The sequence below is a fragment of the Candidatus Pelagibacter sp. PS_31 genome (assembly GCF_059417865.1).
In genome coordinates, this window is record NZ_CM182069.1 from 1,123,669 (window position 1) to 1,141,834 (window position 18,166).

Consider the following 18,166-nt stretch of genomic DNA (forward strand, 5'->3'; position numbering starts at 1 on the left):
ATGATTCAAATTAAAAAAAAATCCTTATCAGAAACTTTTGCTGTCTACTTTGATAAGAGAATGCTTAGAATATTATTATTAGGTGCAATTTCTGGTTTTCCTTGGGTTTTAATTGGGAGCAGTTTAAGTCTATGGCTCAAAGAAGAGGGCTTAAGTAGATCAACAATTGGTTGGGCAGGACTAATATTTGCTGTTTATGCTTTTAATTATTTATGGGCCCCCCTTATTGATAGATTTCAAATACCCTACCTAACAAAAAAACTTGGTCATAGAAGAGGTTGGATAGTTTTAATGCAAATTGCAATTTTAGCTTGTCTTGTTACTTGGAGTTTCATTAATCCTACCGAAAACCTTGCGCTACTAATTACAGTTGGTTTAATTATTGCTATAGCATCAGCCACACAAGATATTACAGTTGATGCTTTAAGAATTGAACAAATAGGCGAACACGAAAGTAAATCAATGGCTGCTGGTGCTGCTATGGCTGTTGTTGGCTGGTGGAGTGGATACAAATTAGGTGGTGTAATAGCTTTATTTACAGCAGAATATTTAGAGAATATGGGTGTTACAAATTACTGGCAAATTACATTTTTAATTTTAGGAATTCTAGTAATTTTAATGAACATAGGTTTGATGTTTGTTCATGAGCCTCTTTATACTGACAGACAAAAAAAACAAAAAGAAACTGATAAACTTATAGAAAGTAAACTTGGATCAAAAAATATTATAACTAATTTTATAACATGGATAAGCAGCACATTAGGTGGCCCTATAATAAGCTTTTTTAGGAAAAATGGTTTTACAATTGCTGTTGGAATTTTAAGTTTTATTTTTTTATTTAAGATTGGTGAGGCCTTTCTTGGACGTATGTCGATAGTTTTTTATAAAGAAATAGGCTTCTCTAAAGGTGATATTGCAATTTATTCTAAAACTTTAGGTTGGATTACTACAGTTATGTTTACATTGCTGGGTGGACTTTTTGTAATTAGATCTGGTGTTTTAAAAGCAATGTTTGTTGCAGGAATATTAATGGCTGCAACTAACTTATTATTCACAGTCTTAGCGTGGAGTGATAAATCCGAGTTGTTATTCGCAGTAGCTGTCATATTTGATGATATAGCAGCAGCATTTGCAACAGTTGCATTTGTAGCATTTATTTCATTACTAGTAGACCGAACATATACTGCAACCCAATACGCGTTACTTGCATCAATTGGAACTGCAGGCAGAACTACACTTGCATCATCATCTGGAGCATTAGTAGATTGGCTTAATGGAGATTGGGGAGTATTTTTTATCATTACAGCCATCATGGTAATACCTTCTTTGATTTGTTTATGGTTTATAAAAGATAAATTAAAACTTCATGAAAGATAGTTATTTTTATAAAAAACCATTATCAAATATCCATAAAAAACCCAATGCATTTTCTGAGGTTACCTCTCAAATTTTGTACGGAGAAAAATTTAAAATTATATCTAAGAATAAAAGTTGGATAAAAATAAAGGCTTTATTCGATAATTATACTGGATACATAAAAAATAAAGATTACACAAAAGATCACCAACCAACCCATAAAATATTTACTCTAAAAGCAAATATTTATAATAAACAAAAAAATAAAACAAAAAATTTTTTGCCCTTTGCATCAAGAATTTCAATGATTCATGAAAATAAAAAATTCATAGAGTTTGAAAAAAATAAATGGATTAAAAAAGATAATATAAAAAAAATTAATCATATTGAAAAAGATTATTTAAAAGTATTAAAAATGTTTTTAAAAATTAAATATCTATGGGGTGGTAAAACTTATAGAGGTATAGACTGCTCTGCTATTTTACAATTATTTTTTTACTATAATAATAAATTTTATCCACGAGACACAAAAGACCAAATAAAATATTCAGCAAAAAAAAATAGAAGTAAAGTTTTTAAAAAAGGTGATATTATTTTTTGGAAAGGTCATGTTGCTGTTTGTATTAACGCTCAAAAGTTAATTCATGCATATGGTCCTGAAAAGAAAGTTTTGATTATGAATATAAAAGAGACAATAAATAGAATTGAAAGAACAGCAAAATTAACAGTAAAAAAAATATCCCCTATAAAATACTAATTTCTTCCAAAATCTGGCTTATTAATATCTTGTTTTAACTTAATTATTTTTTTCCTAACCTTCTTAGTATTAACTAATTTTTTAATAATAGATTTATTATTTTTAAATTGAATATCTCTTTTAAATGAACGTAAATTTTTAATAAACAGATCAATAACTTTTGAAATATTTTTTTGATTATTAAAAAAAATATCTCTCCACATAATTTCATTAGATGCAGCAATTCTTGAAAAATCTCTCAAACCACCAGCACTAAATTTTATTAATTCATATCTTTGTTGTTTTTCAAAGTCTGTAGCTGTTTTAACCAAATTATATGCAATTAAATGAGGCAAATGACTAGTCATAGAAAAAACTGTATCATGTTTTTTAGAGTCCATAATTGCAACTTTTGAACCAATTTTTTTCCAAAACTTGGTAAGTATCAGAAGATGTTTTTTGTTAGTATTTTTTTCTTTTATTAATATGCACCATTTATTAAAGAATAAATTTTTTACTCCATTTTCTGGGCCACTAACTTCTGAGCCTGCAATAGGGTGACTTGATGTCCAAAAAATTCCTTTTTTTAATTTTCTTTTAATTAAGTCCATAGACTTTTCTTTAGATGATCCAACATCTGTAATAATAGTTTTGGGTAATAAATATCTGTTTATCTTTAAAATTATTTTTTCATATTCTCCTAGTGGAGTACAAAATATTATCAAATCTAAGTTTGGGATAATTTGCTTTAAATCATTTGTAATTTCACATGGTAATTTTAATTTTTTTATTTTTAAAATATTTGATTTTGATTTTTCATAGACAAATATTTTTTTAGCTATTTTTTTTTCAGAAATTGCTCTTAATAATGAAGAACCAATTAAACCACAGCCTATAATTAAAATATTTTTCATAATCAATTAAAGATAGCCTTAATTGTTGTTATGAATCTCATGTTCTCTTTTGTTGATCCAATTGTTAATCTTAATTTGTTTTTAATATTATACCCATCCTCTGTAGATCTTAATATAATTCCTTTTGACTGCAGTTTGTTAAAAATATAGTTAGCTGAAAATTTACATCTATCAAAATTTAATAGTAAAAAATTAGCCGTTACTTCATTTGAGAAAATTTTTAGTTTTTGTAAAACATTTCTAACTTTATTTGCTTCTCTAATATTGTGTTTCACAGAATTATTAATAAATTTTCTATCTTTTAAAGCTTCTATTGCTGCCATCTGTGCAACTTGATTTACATTAAATGGTGGTCTAATTAAGTTCATTGCAGATATAATTTTTTTTGGCCCATGACCCCAGCCAACTCTTAAGGAGGCTAGTCCATATATTTTTGAAAAAGTTCTTATCACAACAACATTATCTTTATTTTTAAATAAATCTAAACCAGATTTATAATCTTTATTTTTCATATATTCAAAATACGCATCATCTAAAACTAGTAAAATGTTTTTATTTAATTTCTTTCTTAAGTCTATTAATTCTGCTCTAGTTAAGTATGTTCCCGTTGGGTTATTTGGATTAGCAATAAAAACCAGCTTGGTTTTTCTTGTTACTTTCTTAATAATTTCATTTATCGAAACTTTAAAATTTTTTTCCTTAGAAAAAACAACTTTTGCCCCCACTATTTGTGCATATATCCTGTACATTAAAAAGCTATATTGAGGAACAATCACTTCATCAGAGGGTTTTAAGTATAACTGACAAATCATTTGAATAATTTCATCTGACCCTGCACCACAAATTATTCTCTCAAAATCACACTTAAATTTCTTTGAAATTTCTTTTCTTAAGTTTTTTGCTTTACCGTCTGGATACTTCGATATTAACAATTCTTTATTCTGTAAAATTTCCTTTACTCTCGGGCTTACACCAAGGGCTGACTCATTTGCTGATAATTTTATAACATTTCGTATTTTTGCTATATTTGACTTACCTGGTTTATAAGCCTCTATTTTGAATTTTTTAAATTTTGGAACTGTCATTTTATTAATTTATTTTACCTTATAAATAAAATATTATCCTTTCATATAGAATAAGTCATATTTAAAAAAAATTGACATAAGAAATACTATCTAGTACAAAAAATATGCGCTGATTTAACTGAATTGCGAGCGCTTAAAAAAAACCGCTAAATAAGTTTTTTTGTCTCACAATTCAAATTTGGCTAATATTTATGAATAAAAATGTGAACATAAAAAATATTATAATTGATAAGCCATTAAAATTAGATTGTGGTCAAATTATCAATAATTATTCTCTAGCTTACGAAACTTATGGCTCTCTAAATGAGAATAAAGATAATGCTATTCTTATTTTTCATGCCTTGACTGGTGATCAATTTGTATCTGGAATAAATCCAATTACTAAAAAAGAAGGTTGGTGGTCTTATGCTGTTGGGTCTGGTAAAGCTATTGATACTGATAAATACTTTGTAATTTGTGCAAATGTTATTGGTGGGTGCATGGGTTCATTTGGTCCTAGTGATACTAACCCTGATACCAATAAAAAATATGGTACTACTTTTCCAGTCATAACTATTAATGATATGGTTAATGCTCAATTTAATCTCTTAAATTTTTTTAATATTGAAAAATTATTTGCTGTTATGGGTGGATCAATGGGTGGTATGCAGACACTTCAGTTTGTTAATAACTTCCCTGATAAAGCAAAAGTTGCTATTCCAATAGCCTGTACAGCTAGTCATTCGGCACAGAACATTGCTTTTAATGAACTTGGTAGGCAATCAATTATGGCTGATGCTAATTGGGAGAATGGTGATTATTCCAATCAAAATAAAAATCCTAATAAAGGATTATCTGTTGCAAGAATGGCTGCTCATATAACTTATTTGTCTAAAAACGGTCTTCAGGAAAAATTTGGAAGGAAGTTGCAAGAAAGAGATGATTTGAAATTTGGTTTTGATGCTGACTTTCAAATTGAAAGCTACTTAAGGTATCAAGGATCTGTATTTGTTGATAGATTTGACGCCAATAGCTACCTATACATAACAAGAGCAATGGACTATTTTGATCTAGTCAAAGAACATCATGGTAATTTATCTAAAGCATTTGAAAAAACTAAAACTAAGTTTCTTATTATATCTTTTACTTCTGATTGGCTTTATCCAACCTCTGAAAATAAAGAAATTGTTATAGCCTTAAATGCTATAGGTGCTGAGGTAGGATTTGTTGAAATTGAATCTGACAAAGGGCACGATTCATTCCTTTTAAAAGTTCCTAAATTTTTAAATACTCTAGGTGACTATATTAAAACAGCTTATTCTAAAAACTAAACATGAAACAAGAATTTAAAATAATCTCCGATTTAATTGAAAAAAATACTAGAGTTTTAGATGTGGGGTGTGGAGATGGCATATTAATGGAATATCTTAAATATAATAAAGAAATAGACATAAGAGGAATAGAAATCTCAAAAGATAATGTTCAAAAATGTTTATCAAAAGGACTAACTGTTATCGAAGGTGATGCAGAAAAAGATCTATTACAATTTCCTGACAGTTCCTTTGATTTCGTTATTTTAAGTCAAACATTACAAGCATTTTTAAATCCTGAAATAGTTATCAAAGAACTATTAAGAGTTGGCAAAAAAGCTATTGTTACAATACCTAATTTTGGTTTTTGGAAGGTTAGACTTCATCTATTAATTAAAGGAACAATGCCAATTACAAAAAATCTACCTGATGAGTGGTACAATACTCCCAACCTTCATATGTGCACTATAAAAGATTTTTATAATTTTTGTGAAAATAGAAAAATTAAATTAGATAAATCATTAGCTCTACATAACGAAAAGATATCCTCTATTAATAAACTTAATTTAAATACTAAAAATTTATCTGCAGAATTGGGTATTTTTTTAATTGAAAGTTAAATGGAAATTCAAATAATACGCTGTCTACAGGATAATTATTCTTATCTAATTATTGATAAAGCTAAAAATATTGCATGTGTGATTGACCCTAGTGAAGCAAAACCTGTTATCAAATATTTGGAAGATAAAAATATTCATTTAAAATATATATTAAATACACATCATCATTATGATCATGTTGGGGGAAATAAAGAATTAAAAGAAAAATATGGAGCTAATGTTATTGGATACAAAGGAGACAAAGATAGAATTCCAGAAATAGATATACTTGTTGGTGATCAGGACATTTGGCACGAAGAAAATTTCCAGGCTAAAATATTTCATATACCTGGTCATACCCTTGGCCATATATGTTTTTATTTTTACAATGAAGAGTCTGTTTTTACTGGAGACACCCTCTTTTCACTTGGTTGTGGTAAGATTTTTGAAGGAACATACTCACAGATGTATAATTCATTAATGAAAATAAAAGCTCTACCAGAAAAAACTAAGATCTATTGTGGGCATGAATATACCAAACAAAACTCTAAATTTTGTATTGCTCATGACCAAGACAATGAAAGCCTTAAAGTTAAGATTAAACTTATAGATGAAAAATTAAAAAAAAACCTACCTACTATTCCATCTACGATTAAAGAGGAATTAGAGTGCAATATTTTTCTTAGATCGGGTACAGAGGAAAACTTTTCAAAATTGAGAGATTTAAAGGACAATTTTTAGCTTATTCGAGCTTGACTATAATTTGCTCAAGACTATATTGCTGATTATAAAAAACAGATTATACAATGTCATACGCAATAATACAAACAGGTGGAAAACAGTACAAAGTTAAAGCTGGTGAAATCCTTAAAATTGAAAGATTAGAGGACTCTAAACCTGAGACTAAAATCGAATTTAAAGAAATCCTAGCTTATGGAGATGATAAAACTATTGAAGTTGGTTCTCCAGTAGTTGAAGGTGCAAAAGTTGAAGCCAACCTTGTAGAAAATGGTAAAAATAGAACTATTTTAATATTTAAAAAAAGAAGAAGACAGAATTCAAGAAGAAAAAATGGTCATAGACAACAGTATTCATTAATTAGAATTAGCAAAATTTTTTCAAAAGATGGTAAAGTTTTATCAGAAGCTGAGAAAATGGTAAAACCAACTAAAAAAGTTAAAAAAGTTGAGACTGAAGTAGCAAGCAAATAAATTAGGTAAATTATGGCAACAAAAAAAGCAGGTGGATCATCGAGAAACGGACGAGATAGTGCCGGTCGTAGACTTGGCGTTAAAAAGTATGGTGGTGAAGTAGTAATTCCTGGAAACATAATTGTAAGACAAAGAGGCACAAAAATTTTTCCTGGTGAAAACGTGGGGATGGGTAAAGATCATTCAATTTTTTCTGTTGTTGAAGGAAAAGTTGTTTTCAAAAAGGGTAAATCAGATAGAACATTCGTTTCAGTAAAGCCCAATTAGTAGTACAACTAAAAAACTAAGAGTTGTATTATGAAGTTTCTAGATCAAGTTAAAATTTATGTAAAAGCAGGCAATGGAGGACATGGATCTCCTAGCTTCCGTAGAGAAAAATTTATTGAATACGGTGGACCAGATGGTGGTGATGGAGGTAAAGGCGGCACCATATATCTTAGGTCAGAAAGAAATTTAAATACTCTTATCGATTATAGATTTCAACAACACCATAAAGCAGGAAGAGGAGTAAATGGTTCTGGACAAAATCGTACAGGTCACAGTGGAGAAGATTTAATTTTAAAAGTTCCAATAGGTACGCAAGTTTTTGAAGAAGACAATAAAACCTTAATTTATGATTTTAAAAAAGAAGGTGAAGAATTTATTGTAGCTAATGGTGGTAAAGGTGGTCTAGGAAATACTCGATTTAAAAGTTCCACTAATAGAGCTCCCAAAAAATTTACTAAAGGTGCGCCTGGTGAAGAGTATGTAATCTGGCTTCAGCTAAAAACTATTGCTGATGTTGGTATTGTTGGACTACCTAATGCGGGTAAATCAAGCTTACTAGCTTCCATTACAAATGCGATGCCTAAAATTGCTAACTATAAATTTACAACATTAAATCCAAATCTTGGTGTTGCAAGTTATGATGATAAAGAAATAACTCTAGCTGATATTCCTGGATTGGTTGAAGGTGCGCACGAGGGTGTAGGTCTGGGTATTCAATTTTTAAAACACATAGAAAGATGCAAAACTTTAATGCATTTAATAGATATTACTGATGAGGACCTTGAAAATACGTATAAACAAGTTCGAAATGAGTTAGGGAGTTACAGTAAAGATTTACTAGAAAAAAAAGAAATAATTGTATTAAATAAGACAGACTTATTAGAAGAAGAAGAAGTGAAAGAAATTTTAAAAAATTTTTCTAAAAATAAAGATTCTGAGGTAGTTACACTCTCAACATTAGAAAAAGACTCAATATCTAAAATTAAAGCTAAATTGCTCTCCTATGTATCTTAAAGATTCTAAAATAATTGTAATTAAGATTGGTTCATCCTTATTAATAGATGACAAAAAAAAAGTAAGAAGAAAATGGCTCACTGAATTTGCTAAAGATATTCAGGAATTAATAAAACAGAATAAAAAAGTTATTATTGTAAGCTCCGGAGCAATAGCAATGGGTTGCAAAAAACTAAATATTAGCAAAAAAAACCTTAAGATTGATAAAAGTCAGGCTGTTGCTTCTATTGGGCAAATTGAACTAATGAATTTATTTTCAGAAACATTTATTAAATTAAAAATTAATATTTCCCAAATTCTTCTCACTCTAGAAGATACTGAACAAAGAAGAAGAGCCCTTAACGCAAAAAGAACTTTTGACAATTTATTTAAACTAGGTTTTGTACCAATAGTAAATGAAAATGATACTATCGCTACTTCAGAGATTAAGTATGGTGATAATGACAGATTAGCATCTCGTGTTGCACAAATATCAGGTGCAGACTCCCTTATATTGCTTTCTGATGTAGATGGTCTTTATACACATAATCCAAAAATATATAAAAATGCAAAATTAATAAAAGAAATAAGAAATATAGATAAAGATATAGAAAAAATAGCGACCAAAAGTATTAGTGAGCATGGAACGGGTGGCATGAAAACTAAAATAGATGCTGCTAAGATCTGTCAATTATCAGGATGCCAAATGGTAATAGCAAATGGCTTAATAAACCGACCTATTAAAAAAATAACTGAAGAAAATAATTGTACATGGTTTTTACCTAAGGTTTCAAAATTAGATGCTAGAAAAAAATGGATTATCAGCTCTGTTTCACCAAAAGGTGCGCTGATTATTGATGATGGTGCGAAACAAGCACTTTCAAATGGTAAAAGTTTATTAGCAGCAGGAATAAAAAAAGTATCTGGGCGATTTAGTAAAGGAGATCATATTAAAGTTTTAGATAAAAATAATTACGAATGTGCAAGAGGACTTAGCTCTTTTTCATCTAATGAAATAGAAAAAATAATGGGTCACCACTCAAAAGAAATAGAAAAATTACTAGGATATATTTCAAAATCAGAAGTAATTCATAAAGATGATATAGTAGAGGTATAGAATGAGCAGATATATGAGATTAATAGGTCAAAATGCAAGAAAGGCATCACTTGATAAAGTTAATTCAAAAACTAAAAATAAAGTTTTAAAAAAATATGCTTTCTTATTAGGCAAAGAAAAAAAATCTATATTTAAAGCTAATCAAAAAGATATTCAATTTGCTCTAAACAAGGGCCTAAAAAGCAATCTGATAGAAAGATTAACTATTGATGAAAAAAAGCTAATAGGCATAAAAAATTCTATAAATAAAATTGCTAAATTGAAAGATCCTGTTGATGCTACTTTAGAAAAATGGAGCAGACCAAATGGTTTAACAATTAGCAGAGTGTCTATACCTATTGGTGTTATAGGTGTTGTTTATGAAAGCAGACCCAACGTTACAGCTGATGTTGCAAGTTTATGCTTTAAATCTGGAAATGCTGTAATTTTAAAGGGTGGCTCTGAAGCTATAAATACTAATAAAATTTTAGCAAAACTATTTCGAAAGTCACTTAAGGAAACTAGAGTGAATGAAAACTTTATTCAATTTATAGACTCTAAAGACAGAAAAATGGTCGACTTTATGCTTTCAAAAATGAAAGATTATATTGATGTAATAATACCTCGTGGTGGAAAAAATTTAGTAAAAAGAGTTCAACAATTTTCTAACGTCCCTATTATCGGTCACTTGGAAGGTCTTTGTCATACTTTTATTGATAAGGATGCCAATCTAAAGATGGCTACAAACGTTACCTATAATGCAAAGCTAAGAAACACTAGTATTTGTGGCGCTACTGAAACAATTTTGATGCATGAAAAAATTGTTAAGAAATTCTGTAACCCAATTTTAAAAAAGTTAGAAGAAAATAACTGCAAAATTTATGGAGATCGTTTTTTGAAAAAATATTACAAGGGAAAGATTTATCCAGCAAAAGAAAAGGATTGGTCTACTGAATATTTATCATCAACAGTGTCTGTAAAAACAGTTAAAGATTGTGACGATGCTATTAGCCATATTAACAAATATGGGACTATGCATACTGACTCTATCATTACTAAAAATAAAAAAACTGCAAATAAATTCTTAAAAAATGTTAAAAGTTCAATAGCAATGCATAACACATCTACTCAATTTGCTGATGGTGGTGAATTCGGTTTTGGTGGTGAGGTTGGCATTTCAACAAATACTTTGCCTCCAAGAGGACCTGTTGGATTAGGGCAGCTCGTTTCATACAAATACGAAATTATTAGTAATGGTAAAACCAGAAAATAACTTAAAACAAAAAAAGACAAAAATTGGAATCTTGGGAGGAACTTTTGATCCTGCTCACAAAGGTCATTTAGAAATTTCTAAACAGGCTAAAAAAATATTAGAATTAAAAAATATTATATGGGCAATTACTAAACAAAACCCATTTAAAAATACAAGTAAAACAGATCTAAAAAATAGAATAAAATTTGCAAAAAAAATTATTGGTAAAAATAATTTTATTAAAGTAAAATTTTATGAGGAAAAAGTTCTCACCAATAAAACAATTGACCTCATCAATTACTTAAATAAAGATAAAAAATTTGAGATCTATTTTATTATGGGTGCTGACAATCTAATCAATTTTCATAAATGGTATAAATGGAAATCCATTATAAAAAAATGCAATCTACTTGTATTTGATCGACAGGGATATAAAGCTAAATCGCTAAAGTCTGTGACCTATAACGGTGTAAATAAAAATAGATTATCTTTTATTAATTTTAAAAAGGTTAATATTTCATCTTCTCAATTAAGAAAAATTTGATAAGGTTAAATAAATTAATGGAAAAAAACATAGACCTTAAAGATTTAATCCTAAAAACCCTAGATTCTAATAAAGCCCTAGATATTATTTCAATAGATCTTAAAAATAAAAGTTCAATGGCTGACTATATGATTATAGCAAGCGGAACTTCTTCTAGACATATTCAAGCTTTATCTGAAATGGTGCTAGAAAAATTAAAGACCAATGGAATAAAAAATTCTAAGATTGAAGGAAAAGAAAGTGGTGATTGGAAATTAGTTGATGGTATAGATTTGATTATTCATATATTTCATCCTGATAAAAGAAAATTTTATGAATTAGAAAAAATATGGTCAGAAATCATTCCTAAAGAAAAAGTGATGATATGATTTTGACTAAAAGATTTTTTCTTTTTTTTATAATACTATTATTTACTTTTCAAAAAAGTTTTTCTGAAAACACCGACTTATATAAAAAAATTGATTTGTTTGGTGAGGTTCTTGAGAAAATTAGCAAAGAATACGTTGATGAAGTTGATCAATCAAAAAGCATGGACTCAGCCATAAATGGTTTATTGCAATCTCTTGATCCCTATTCTGCATATATGACACCTGAAAGTTTTGAGGGTATGCAAACTGAAACTAGTGGAGAGTTTGGTGGGCTTGGTATTGAAGTTGGCATGGAAGCAGGTGTTGTAAAAGTAATATCACCAATAGATAATACTCCAGCATCAAAAGCAGGATTAAAAGCTGGTGATTATATTGTAAAAATTAATAATACTCAGGTCCAAGGCAAAACATTAATGCAAGCAGTAGACTTAATGAGGGGACCTGTTGGATCAAGTATTGAAATAACAGTTAGAAGAAGAGGTGTAAAAAAAGCATTAATTTTTGATATAACGAGAGAAGTTATTCAGGTTCAGTCTGTAAAATCAGAACTTATAGATAATAACATAGGCTATATAAGATTAACTTCCTTTAACGAAAATAGCAGTGAACAAATTAAAGATAAAATTAATAAATTAAATAAAAACAAAGATCTAAAAGGTTATATCTTAGATTTAAGAAACAACCCAGGTGGCTTGCTTTCTCAGGCAATTAAAATTTCAGACTTTTTTTTAGAAAATGGTGAGATTGTATCAACAAGAAGTCGACAAGCTTCAGAGAATAGAAAATGGTTTGCTAAAAAAGGTGATCTAACAAATGGTAAAACACTAATTATACTTATTAACTATGGATCAGCTTCAGCATCGGAAATAGTAGCTGGTGCATTAAAAGATCATAAAAGAGCTATTATACTTGGAGAAAATAGTTATGGAAAAGGTTCTGTGCAATCAATAATCCCTTTGAAAAATAGAGGTGCTATTAGATTAACAATTGCAAAATATTATCTCCCTTCAGGAAAATCTATTTCTGAAGTAGGTGTAACACCTGATATAGAAGTTGCAGAAGGTTCGGATGATTTTAAATTTAACTCTGAAACTGATAATCAATTGAATTTTGCAATAAAACTATTCAACGGATAAATGCCAGATAGTAAAGTGAATTTACCTCTTAGAAGTGGGGTTGGAATTGTTGTCCTGAACAAAGATAATAAAGTTTTTGTTGCAAAAAGGATTGATAATCAAAAAAATTTTTGGCAGATGCCCCAAGGTGGTGTTGATAAGGGTGAGGACTATTTAACTGCTGCTTACAGAGAGCTAGAAGAAGAAACTAGTATAAAAAATGTTGAACTAATCAAAGAATGTGATGGATTAATCTCTTATGAATTACCAAAAAACTTACTAGGTATAATTTGGAAAGGTAAATATAGAGGTCAGGAACAAAAGTGGTTTATAATGAGATTTTTAGGACAAGATAATGAGATTGATATTAAAACTAAACACCCTGAATTTTGTGAATGGAAATGGATTGATCTAGAAAATATAACTGACCTAGTTGTAGACTTTAAGCTACATGTGTACAAAGATGTTAAAGAAAAAGTAAAAGAAATTCTTAATTAAGAGTTTTTAGCACATCAATTTTTTGATCAACTAGGTATTTATTTTGATCTGTAATGTCGCTATTTTTTGAATTTTCTTCTGCTTGAGCAAGTAGTTCACTAATTTTATCTTTATCAATATCTTTAATATTAAAAATAGAACTTGTTAGAACTGATAAATTATTATTCTTAAATTCAACAATTCCATCCTCAACATAGTAATTATCCTCGCCTGATTTAGAAAAGATTTTAATAATCCCCGGCTTTAGAAATGAAATAATTGAGATATGGTCCTTTAAAATCCCCATTTCTCCCTCAAAAGCAGGTACAACAACTTCTGTTACATCTTCTTTTGAAAGAAAAGATTTTTCTGGGTTTACAATTTCTATTTTGAACTCTTCACTCATTATGCAGCAGCATCTTTCGCCATTTTTTCTGCTTTTTCTACAGCTTCTTCAATTGTGCCCACCATATAAAATGCAGCTTCTGGTAAATGATCATACTCACCATTACATATTGCAGCAAAACCTTTAATTGTAGATTCTAAATCTACTAATTTTCCTGGAGAACCAGTAAAGACTTCAGCAACAAAGAAAGGTTGTGATAAAAATCTTTGTATTTTACGCGCTCTAGCTACTGTTAATTTATCTTCTTCAGATAATTCATCCATTCCTAAAATCGCAATAATATCTTGAAGAGATTTGTAAGTTTGAAGAATTTTTTGCACTTCTCTTGCAACTCTGTAATGCTCATCACCAACTATTCTAGGATCTAAAATTCTAGAAGTGGAATCTAGAGGATCAACTGCTGGATAAATTCCAATTTCAGCTATCTGTCTCGATAATACAGTTGTTGCATCTAAGTGAGCAAAAGATGTAGCAGGTGCCGGGTCAGTTAAGTCATCTGCTGGTACATAAATCGCCTGTACAGATGTAATAGAACCCTTGTTAGTAGTCGTAATTCTTTCTTGAAGATTACCCATGTCTGTTGCAAGTGTAGGCTGATATCCCACTGCTGATGGAATTCTTCCTAATAGTGCAGAAACTTCTGAACCTGCTTGAGTAAATCTAAAGATATTATCAACGAAGAATAATACGTCTTGTCCTTCTTGATCTCTAAAATATTCAGCCACAGTTAAACCTGTTAAGGCAACTCTTGCTCTAGCTCCTGGGGGTTCATTCATTTGACCATACACTAGTGCAGCTTTTGATCCTGGACCTTCTGGCTTAATAACGCCTGAATCTATCATTTCATGATAAAGGTCATTTCCTTCTCTAGTTCTTTCTCCAACACCAGCAAACACAGAAAATCCACCATGAGCTTTTGCTACGTTGTTAATTAATTCCATAATAAGTACTGTCTTACCAACACCTGCGCCTCCAAATAAACCAATTTTTCCTCCTTTGGCGTATGGTGCTAATAGATCAACTACTTTAATTCCTGTAACTAGAATTTCTGTCTCTGTTGACTGATCACTAAATTCAGGTGCAGCTCTATGAATTGGCCATTTTTCTTTTGTTTTAACTTCACCTTTTTCATCAATAGGTTCACCTATTACATTTATAATTCTTCCTAAAGTTTCTGGACCAACTGGAACTTGGATAGGAGCACCTGTTGCGGTTACTTCGTCTCCTCTTTTTAATCCTTCAGTAGCATCCATTGCAATTGTTCTAACACTTGACTCACCAAGGTGCTGGGCAACTTCTAAAACTAATCTGTTGTCTCCATTTTTACATTCTAATGCTGATAAAATTTCTGGTAATTCTCCATCAAATTTTACGTCTACTACTGCTCCAATAATCTGTGTGATTTTTCCTTTGCTCATAATTATAAACTTTCCGCTCCTGATATGATTTCAATTAGTTCTTTTGTAATAGCTGCTTGACGACTTCTATTATACTCAATAGTTAGCTTGTCAACCATTTCACCTGCGTTACGGGTTGCATTGTCCATTGCACTCATTCTTGAGCCCTGTTCGCTAGCTGAATTTTCTAACATTGCTTTAAAAATCTGAGTAGATATATTTTTAGGCAATAAATTGCTTAAAATTTCATCTTCGTCTGGTTCAAATTCATAATTATCCTCAGAAGAATTTTCTTCTGCTTCAGATGTTTTTAAAGGAATTATTTGTTGTTCTTGAGGTATCTGAGTGATTACATTTTTAAATTTATTATAAAAAATTGTACACACATCAAATTCTTCTTTTTCAAAGTTTTCAATTATCATTTTTCCCACTTTTTCAGCATCTAGATAATTGATAGTTTTTGAATCTTTAAAAGATATTCTCTCTACGATAGCATCTTTATAAACTCTTTTTAATTGATCATAACCTTTAGATCCAACAGTTATAATTTTTAAAGTTTTTCCCTCATCAGATATTTTTTGAAAATATGTTTTGGCTTTTTTAATAATATTTGTATTAAAACCACCACATAGACCACGATCAGATGTTAACACAATACATAAATGCACTTTATCTTCTCCTGTTCCTGAAAGAAGCTTAGGAGCATTTTCCTTATCAGAAATGCCACTAGATAAATTAAGAATAATGTTATTCATTTTTTCAGAATAAGGTCTTCCCTTTTCAGCATTTTCTTGTGCTCTTCTAAGTTTAGCGGCCGCAACCATTTTCATGGCTTTGGTAATTTTTTGTGTAGACTTTACACTCGCTATTCTTTTTTTTAAGTCGTCTAGTGTTGCCATATTTTAAGAATTAAAGTTCTTCTTAAGTTCCATGATAGTATCAACTAATGATTTTTCAGTATCTTCTTCAAGCTTACCTGAACTTAAAACAGATTCTAAAATTTCTGGTTTTTCAGATTTACATTTTTCAATAATCTTAGATTCGAACTCAGCAATATCTTTAAGTTCCACATCATCCAAATAACCTTTAACTCCACAGAAAACTGAAATTACTTGTTCAGCAACTGTCATAGGGGAATATTGTTTTTGTTTTAAAAGTTCAGTTAGTTTTGAACCTCTATTTAAAAGTTTTTGTGTAGATGCATCTAAATCAGATCCAAATTGTGCAAAGGCAGCCATCTCTCTATATTGAGCAAGCTCTAACTTCATTGAACCAGAAACTTTTTTCATTGCTTTTGTTTGTGCTGCAGATCCAACTCTAGAAACTGATAGACCTACGTTAATCGCTGGTCTAATTCCTTGGTTAAATAATTCTGTTTCAAGAAATATTTGACCATCCGTAATTGAAATAACGTTAGTTGGAATAAAAGCAGATACGTCTCCACCTTGCGTTTCAATTATAGGAAGAGCGGTTAACGAACCTCCACCATGCTCATCACTAAGCTTGGCTGCTCTCTCAAGTAATCTGCTGTGTAAATAAAATACATCTCCCGGATAAGCTTCTCTTCCTGGAGGTCTTCTTAATAAAAGTGACATTTGTCTATAAGCTACAGCCTGTTTAGATAAATCATCATAAATGATTAATGCATGCATACCATTATCTCTATAGTATTCACCCATAGTACAGCCTGTATATGGTGCTAAAAACTGAAGCGGCGCTGCATCTGAAGCAGTAGCAGCAACAATTGTTGTATATTCCATTGCACCAGCTTCTTCTAAAGTTTTTTGAATTTGTCTAACGGTAGATCTTTTTTGACCTATAGCAACATAGATACAGTAAAGTTTTTGCTTCTCATCACCAGACTCGTTTATTTTTTTCTGGTTAATGATCGCATCAATAGCAACTGCAGTTTTTCCAGTTTGTCTATCTCCAATAATTAATTCTCGCTGTCCTCTTCCAACTGGAACTAGACTGTCAATTGATTTTAAGCCTGTTTGCATTGGTTCACTAACAGATTGTCTTGGAATAATTCCAGGAGCTTTTACTTCAACTCTACTTCTTTTAGTTGCTTTATCTAAAGCACTTTTGCCATCAATTGGATTTCCTAATCCATCAACAACTCTTCCTAATAATTCTTTTCCAACAGGTGTATCAACAATACTTCCTGTTCTTTTAACAACGTCACCTTCTTTAATTTTTCTATCGTCTCCGAAAATTACAACTCCAACATTTTCACTTTCTAAGTTTAGAGCCATTCCTTTTGATCCATCAGAAAATTCTACCATCTCTCCAGCTTGAACATTATCTAATCCGTACACTCTGGCAATACCATCTCCTACTGACAAAACTTGGCCAACCTCAGTCACTTCTGCTTTATCGCCAAATTTTTTAATTTGCTCTTTTAATATCTTTGTTACTTCTGATGGGTTTATATCCATTTATGCCTCTATCATCCTATTTTCGATTTGTTGTAATTTATTTTTAATGGAAGTGTCCACCATTGTGCTTCCGACTTGCACAATCAAACCCCCAATTAAACTTGCATCGTGTTTGTAGTTTAATTTTATTTTTGAACTAAAGTTTTTAGTCAATTCTTCTTTTATATTGTTAATTTCATTTTCAGTAAGATCTTTTGCAGAAGTTAATTCTGCTTTTAATTCACCTCTTTTGACTGAACATGTCTCAACAAAGCTTTTTAGAATTTTATCCACATAAAAGAATCTTCTTTTAGATATTAGAAAGCTTAAAAATTTAGTTAATAATTCATTTAATTTATATTGTTCTGAAATTTTACTTAGAGCATTTAATTGGTCTTCTTTGTTATTCGTTGGATCCTTGATTAAAGATTTAAAATCCTCACTTAAAGCAATTAAATTAATAATTGAAGCAGAATGAACCTCAATCTCACTTAAATTATTAGCTTCTATAGCTAATTCATAAAGTGCCAGTGAATATCTACCTGCCGATGTTTCAGAAAAACCTTTATTTTTGCTCAATTTATTGTTCCTTATAAATATTAGAAGATTTATTAAAATTTTGTTTTAATTAACATATGACTCCT

At 29.9% G+C, this 18,166-nt stretch carries 21 protein-coding genes; 14 read left to right on the forward strand and 7 right to left on the reverse strand.

Annotated elements, in window-relative coordinates; translation table 11 throughout:
• Together AC5SLN_RS05945 and AC5SLN_RS05950 are read left to right on the forward strand one after the other, a co-directional pair.
• Nucleotides 1-1,377: an AmpG family muropeptide MFS transporter gene (locus AC5SLN_RS05945; protein ID WP_494593222.1), complete on the forward strand. Its 1,377-nt coding sequence runs from the start codon at nt 1-3 to the stop codon at nt 1,375-1,377.
• The gene (locus AC5SLN_RS05950; protein WP_494576678.1) at nt 1,367-2,113 is read left to right on the forward strand and encodes a C40 family peptidase; all 747 of its coding nucleotides are present in this window, start codon (nt 1,367-1,369) and stop codon (nt 2,111-2,113) included. The genes AC5SLN_RS05945 and AC5SLN_RS05950 overlap by 11 nt, the downstream gene beginning before the upstream one ends.
• On the opposite strand, the gene AC5SLN_RS05955 is transcribed toward AC5SLN_RS05950, so the two are convergent.
• Nucleotides 2,110-3,006 carry a prephenate dehydrogenase gene (locus tag AC5SLN_RS05955; RefSeq protein WP_494576679.1) on the reverse strand — a complete coding sequence of 299 codons (897 nt, stop codon included), beginning with the start codon at nt 3,004-3,006 and terminating at the stop codon, nt 2,110-2,112. The two genes, AC5SLN_RS05950 and AC5SLN_RS05955, sit on opposite strands and share 4 nt — an antisense overlap.
• Nucleotides 3,007-3,008: 2 nt before the next feature.
• Nucleotides 3,009-4,091 (reverse strand): histidinol-phosphate transaminase, encoded by a 1,083-nt coding sequence (hisC, locus tag AC5SLN_RS05960; protein WP_494593223.1) that lies wholly within the window; start codon nt 4,089-4,091, stop codon nt 3,009-3,011.
• Between the two features lie 191 nt (nt 4,092-4,282).
• On the opposite strand from hisC, the gene metX reads away from it, so the two are divergent.
• The 12 genes from metX to AC5SLN_RS06020 all read left to right on the forward strand — a co-directional run bounded on the left by metX (nt 4,283) and on the right by AC5SLN_RS06020 (nt 13,323).
• Nucleotides 4,283-5,401: a homoserine O-acetyltransferase MetX gene (metX, locus tag AC5SLN_RS05965; protein WP_494593225.1), complete on the forward strand. Its 1,119-nt coding sequence runs from the start codon at nt 4,283-4,285 to the stop codon at nt 5,399-5,401.
• A 2-nt stretch (nt 5,402-5,403) separates the two neighbouring features.
• Entirely contained in the window at nt 5,404-6,000 is a 597-nt protein-coding gene (gene metW, locus AC5SLN_RS05970; protein ID WP_027306900.1) for a methionine biosynthesis protein MetW, read from the forward strand.
• Nucleotides 6,001-6,720 carry a hydroxyacylglutathione hydrolase gene (gene gloB / locus AC5SLN_RS05975; RefSeq protein ID WP_494593227.1) on the forward strand — a complete coding sequence of 240 codons (720 nt, stop codon included), beginning with the start codon at nt 6,001-6,003 and terminating at the stop codon, nt 6,718-6,720. It begins immediately after the preceding gene.
• Nucleotides 6,721-6,785: 65 nt separating this feature from the next.
• A complete protein-coding gene (gene rplU / locus AC5SLN_RS05980; protein ID WP_494593229.1) occupies nt 6,786-7,190 on the forward strand; it encodes a 50S ribosomal protein L21 in 405 nt (134 codons plus the stop codon).
• Between the two features lie 12 nt (nt 7,191-7,202).
• Nucleotides 7,203-7,457 (forward strand): 50S ribosomal protein L27, encoded by a 255-nt coding sequence (gene rpmA, locus AC5SLN_RS05985; protein ID WP_006997689.1) that lies wholly within the window; start codon nt 7,203-7,205, stop codon nt 7,455-7,457.
• Nucleotides 7,458-7,487: 30 nt separating this feature from the next.
• A complete protein-coding gene (gene cgtA / locus AC5SLN_RS05990; protein ID WP_027306898.1) occupies nt 7,488-8,471 on the forward strand; it encodes an Obg family GTPase CgtA in 984 nt (327 codons plus the stop codon).
• Nucleotides 8,461-9,567, forward strand: coding sequence for a glutamate 5-kinase (gene proB / locus AC5SLN_RS05995; protein WP_494593231.1), 1,107 nt, complete (start codon nt 8,461-8,463; stop codon nt 9,565-9,567). The genes cgtA and proB overlap by 11 nt, the downstream gene beginning before the upstream one ends.
• A 1-nt stretch (nt 9,568) precedes the next feature.
• Entirely contained in the window at nt 9,569-10,819 is a 1,251-nt protein-coding gene (locus AC5SLN_RS06000; RefSeq protein ID WP_020168879.1) for a glutamate-5-semialdehyde dehydrogenase, read from the forward strand.
• Nucleotides 10,800-11,342, forward strand: a complete 543-nt coding sequence (gene nadD, locus AC5SLN_RS06005; protein ID WP_494593233.1) for a nicotinate (nicotinamide) nucleotide adenylyltransferase — start codon at nt 10,800-10,802, stop codon at nt 11,340-11,342. Before AC5SLN_RS06000 ends, nadD begins: the two co-directional genes overlap by 20 nt.
• A gap of 17 nt (nt 11,343-11,359) precedes the next feature.
• Nucleotides 11,360-11,710 carry a ribosome silencing factor gene (gene rsfS, locus AC5SLN_RS06010; RefSeq protein ID WP_494593235.1) on the forward strand — a complete coding sequence of 117 codons (351 nt, stop codon included), beginning with the start codon at nt 11,360-11,362 and terminating at the stop codon, nt 11,708-11,710.
• Nucleotides 11,707-12,846: a S41 family peptidase gene (locus tag AC5SLN_RS06015; RefSeq protein ID WP_494593237.1), complete on the forward strand. Its 1,140-nt coding sequence runs from the start codon at nt 11,707-11,709 to the stop codon at nt 12,844-12,846. The genes rsfS and AC5SLN_RS06015 overlap by 4 nt, the downstream gene beginning before the upstream one ends.
• Nucleotides 12,847-13,323, forward strand: a complete 477-nt coding sequence (locus AC5SLN_RS06020) for an RNA pyrophosphohydrolase (protein ID WP_020168880.1) — start codon at nt 12,847-12,849, stop codon at nt 13,321-13,323.
• Here the strand turns inward: AC5SLN_RS06020 and atpC are convergent.
• The 5 genes from atpC to atpH are packed head-to-tail and all read right to left on the reverse strand — an operon-like array spanning nt 13,316 to nt 18,101.
• Entirely contained in the window at nt 13,316-13,708 is a 393-nt protein-coding gene (gene atpC / locus AC5SLN_RS06025; protein ID WP_018413613.1) for an ATP synthase F1 subunit epsilon, read from the reverse strand. The genes AC5SLN_RS06020 and atpC overlap by 8 nt on opposite strands.
• A complete protein-coding gene (atpD, locus tag AC5SLN_RS06030) occupies nt 13,708-15,126 on the reverse strand; it encodes a F0F1 ATP synthase subunit beta (RefSeq protein WP_006997680.1) in 1,419 nt (472 codons plus the stop codon). Before atpD ends, atpC begins: the two co-directional genes overlap by 1 nt.
• 2 nt (nt 15,127-15,128) lie before the next feature.
• Nucleotides 15,129-16,004, reverse strand: a complete 876-nt coding sequence (locus AC5SLN_RS06035) for a F0F1 ATP synthase subunit gamma (RefSeq protein WP_011281555.1) — start codon at nt 16,002-16,004, stop codon at nt 15,129-15,131.
• A gap of 3 nt (nt 16,005-16,007) precedes the next feature.
• Nucleotides 16,008-17,543, reverse strand: coding sequence for a F0F1 ATP synthase subunit alpha (gene atpA, locus AC5SLN_RS06040; protein WP_494593239.1), 1,536 nt, complete (start codon nt 17,541-17,543; stop codon nt 16,008-16,010).
• Nucleotides 17,544-18,101 carry an ATP synthase F1 subunit delta gene (gene atpH / locus AC5SLN_RS06045; protein WP_271625658.1) on the reverse strand — a complete coding sequence of 186 codons (558 nt, stop codon included), beginning with the start codon at nt 18,099-18,101 and terminating at the stop codon, nt 17,544-17,546.
• Nucleotides 18,102-18,166 lie beyond the last annotated feature (65 nt).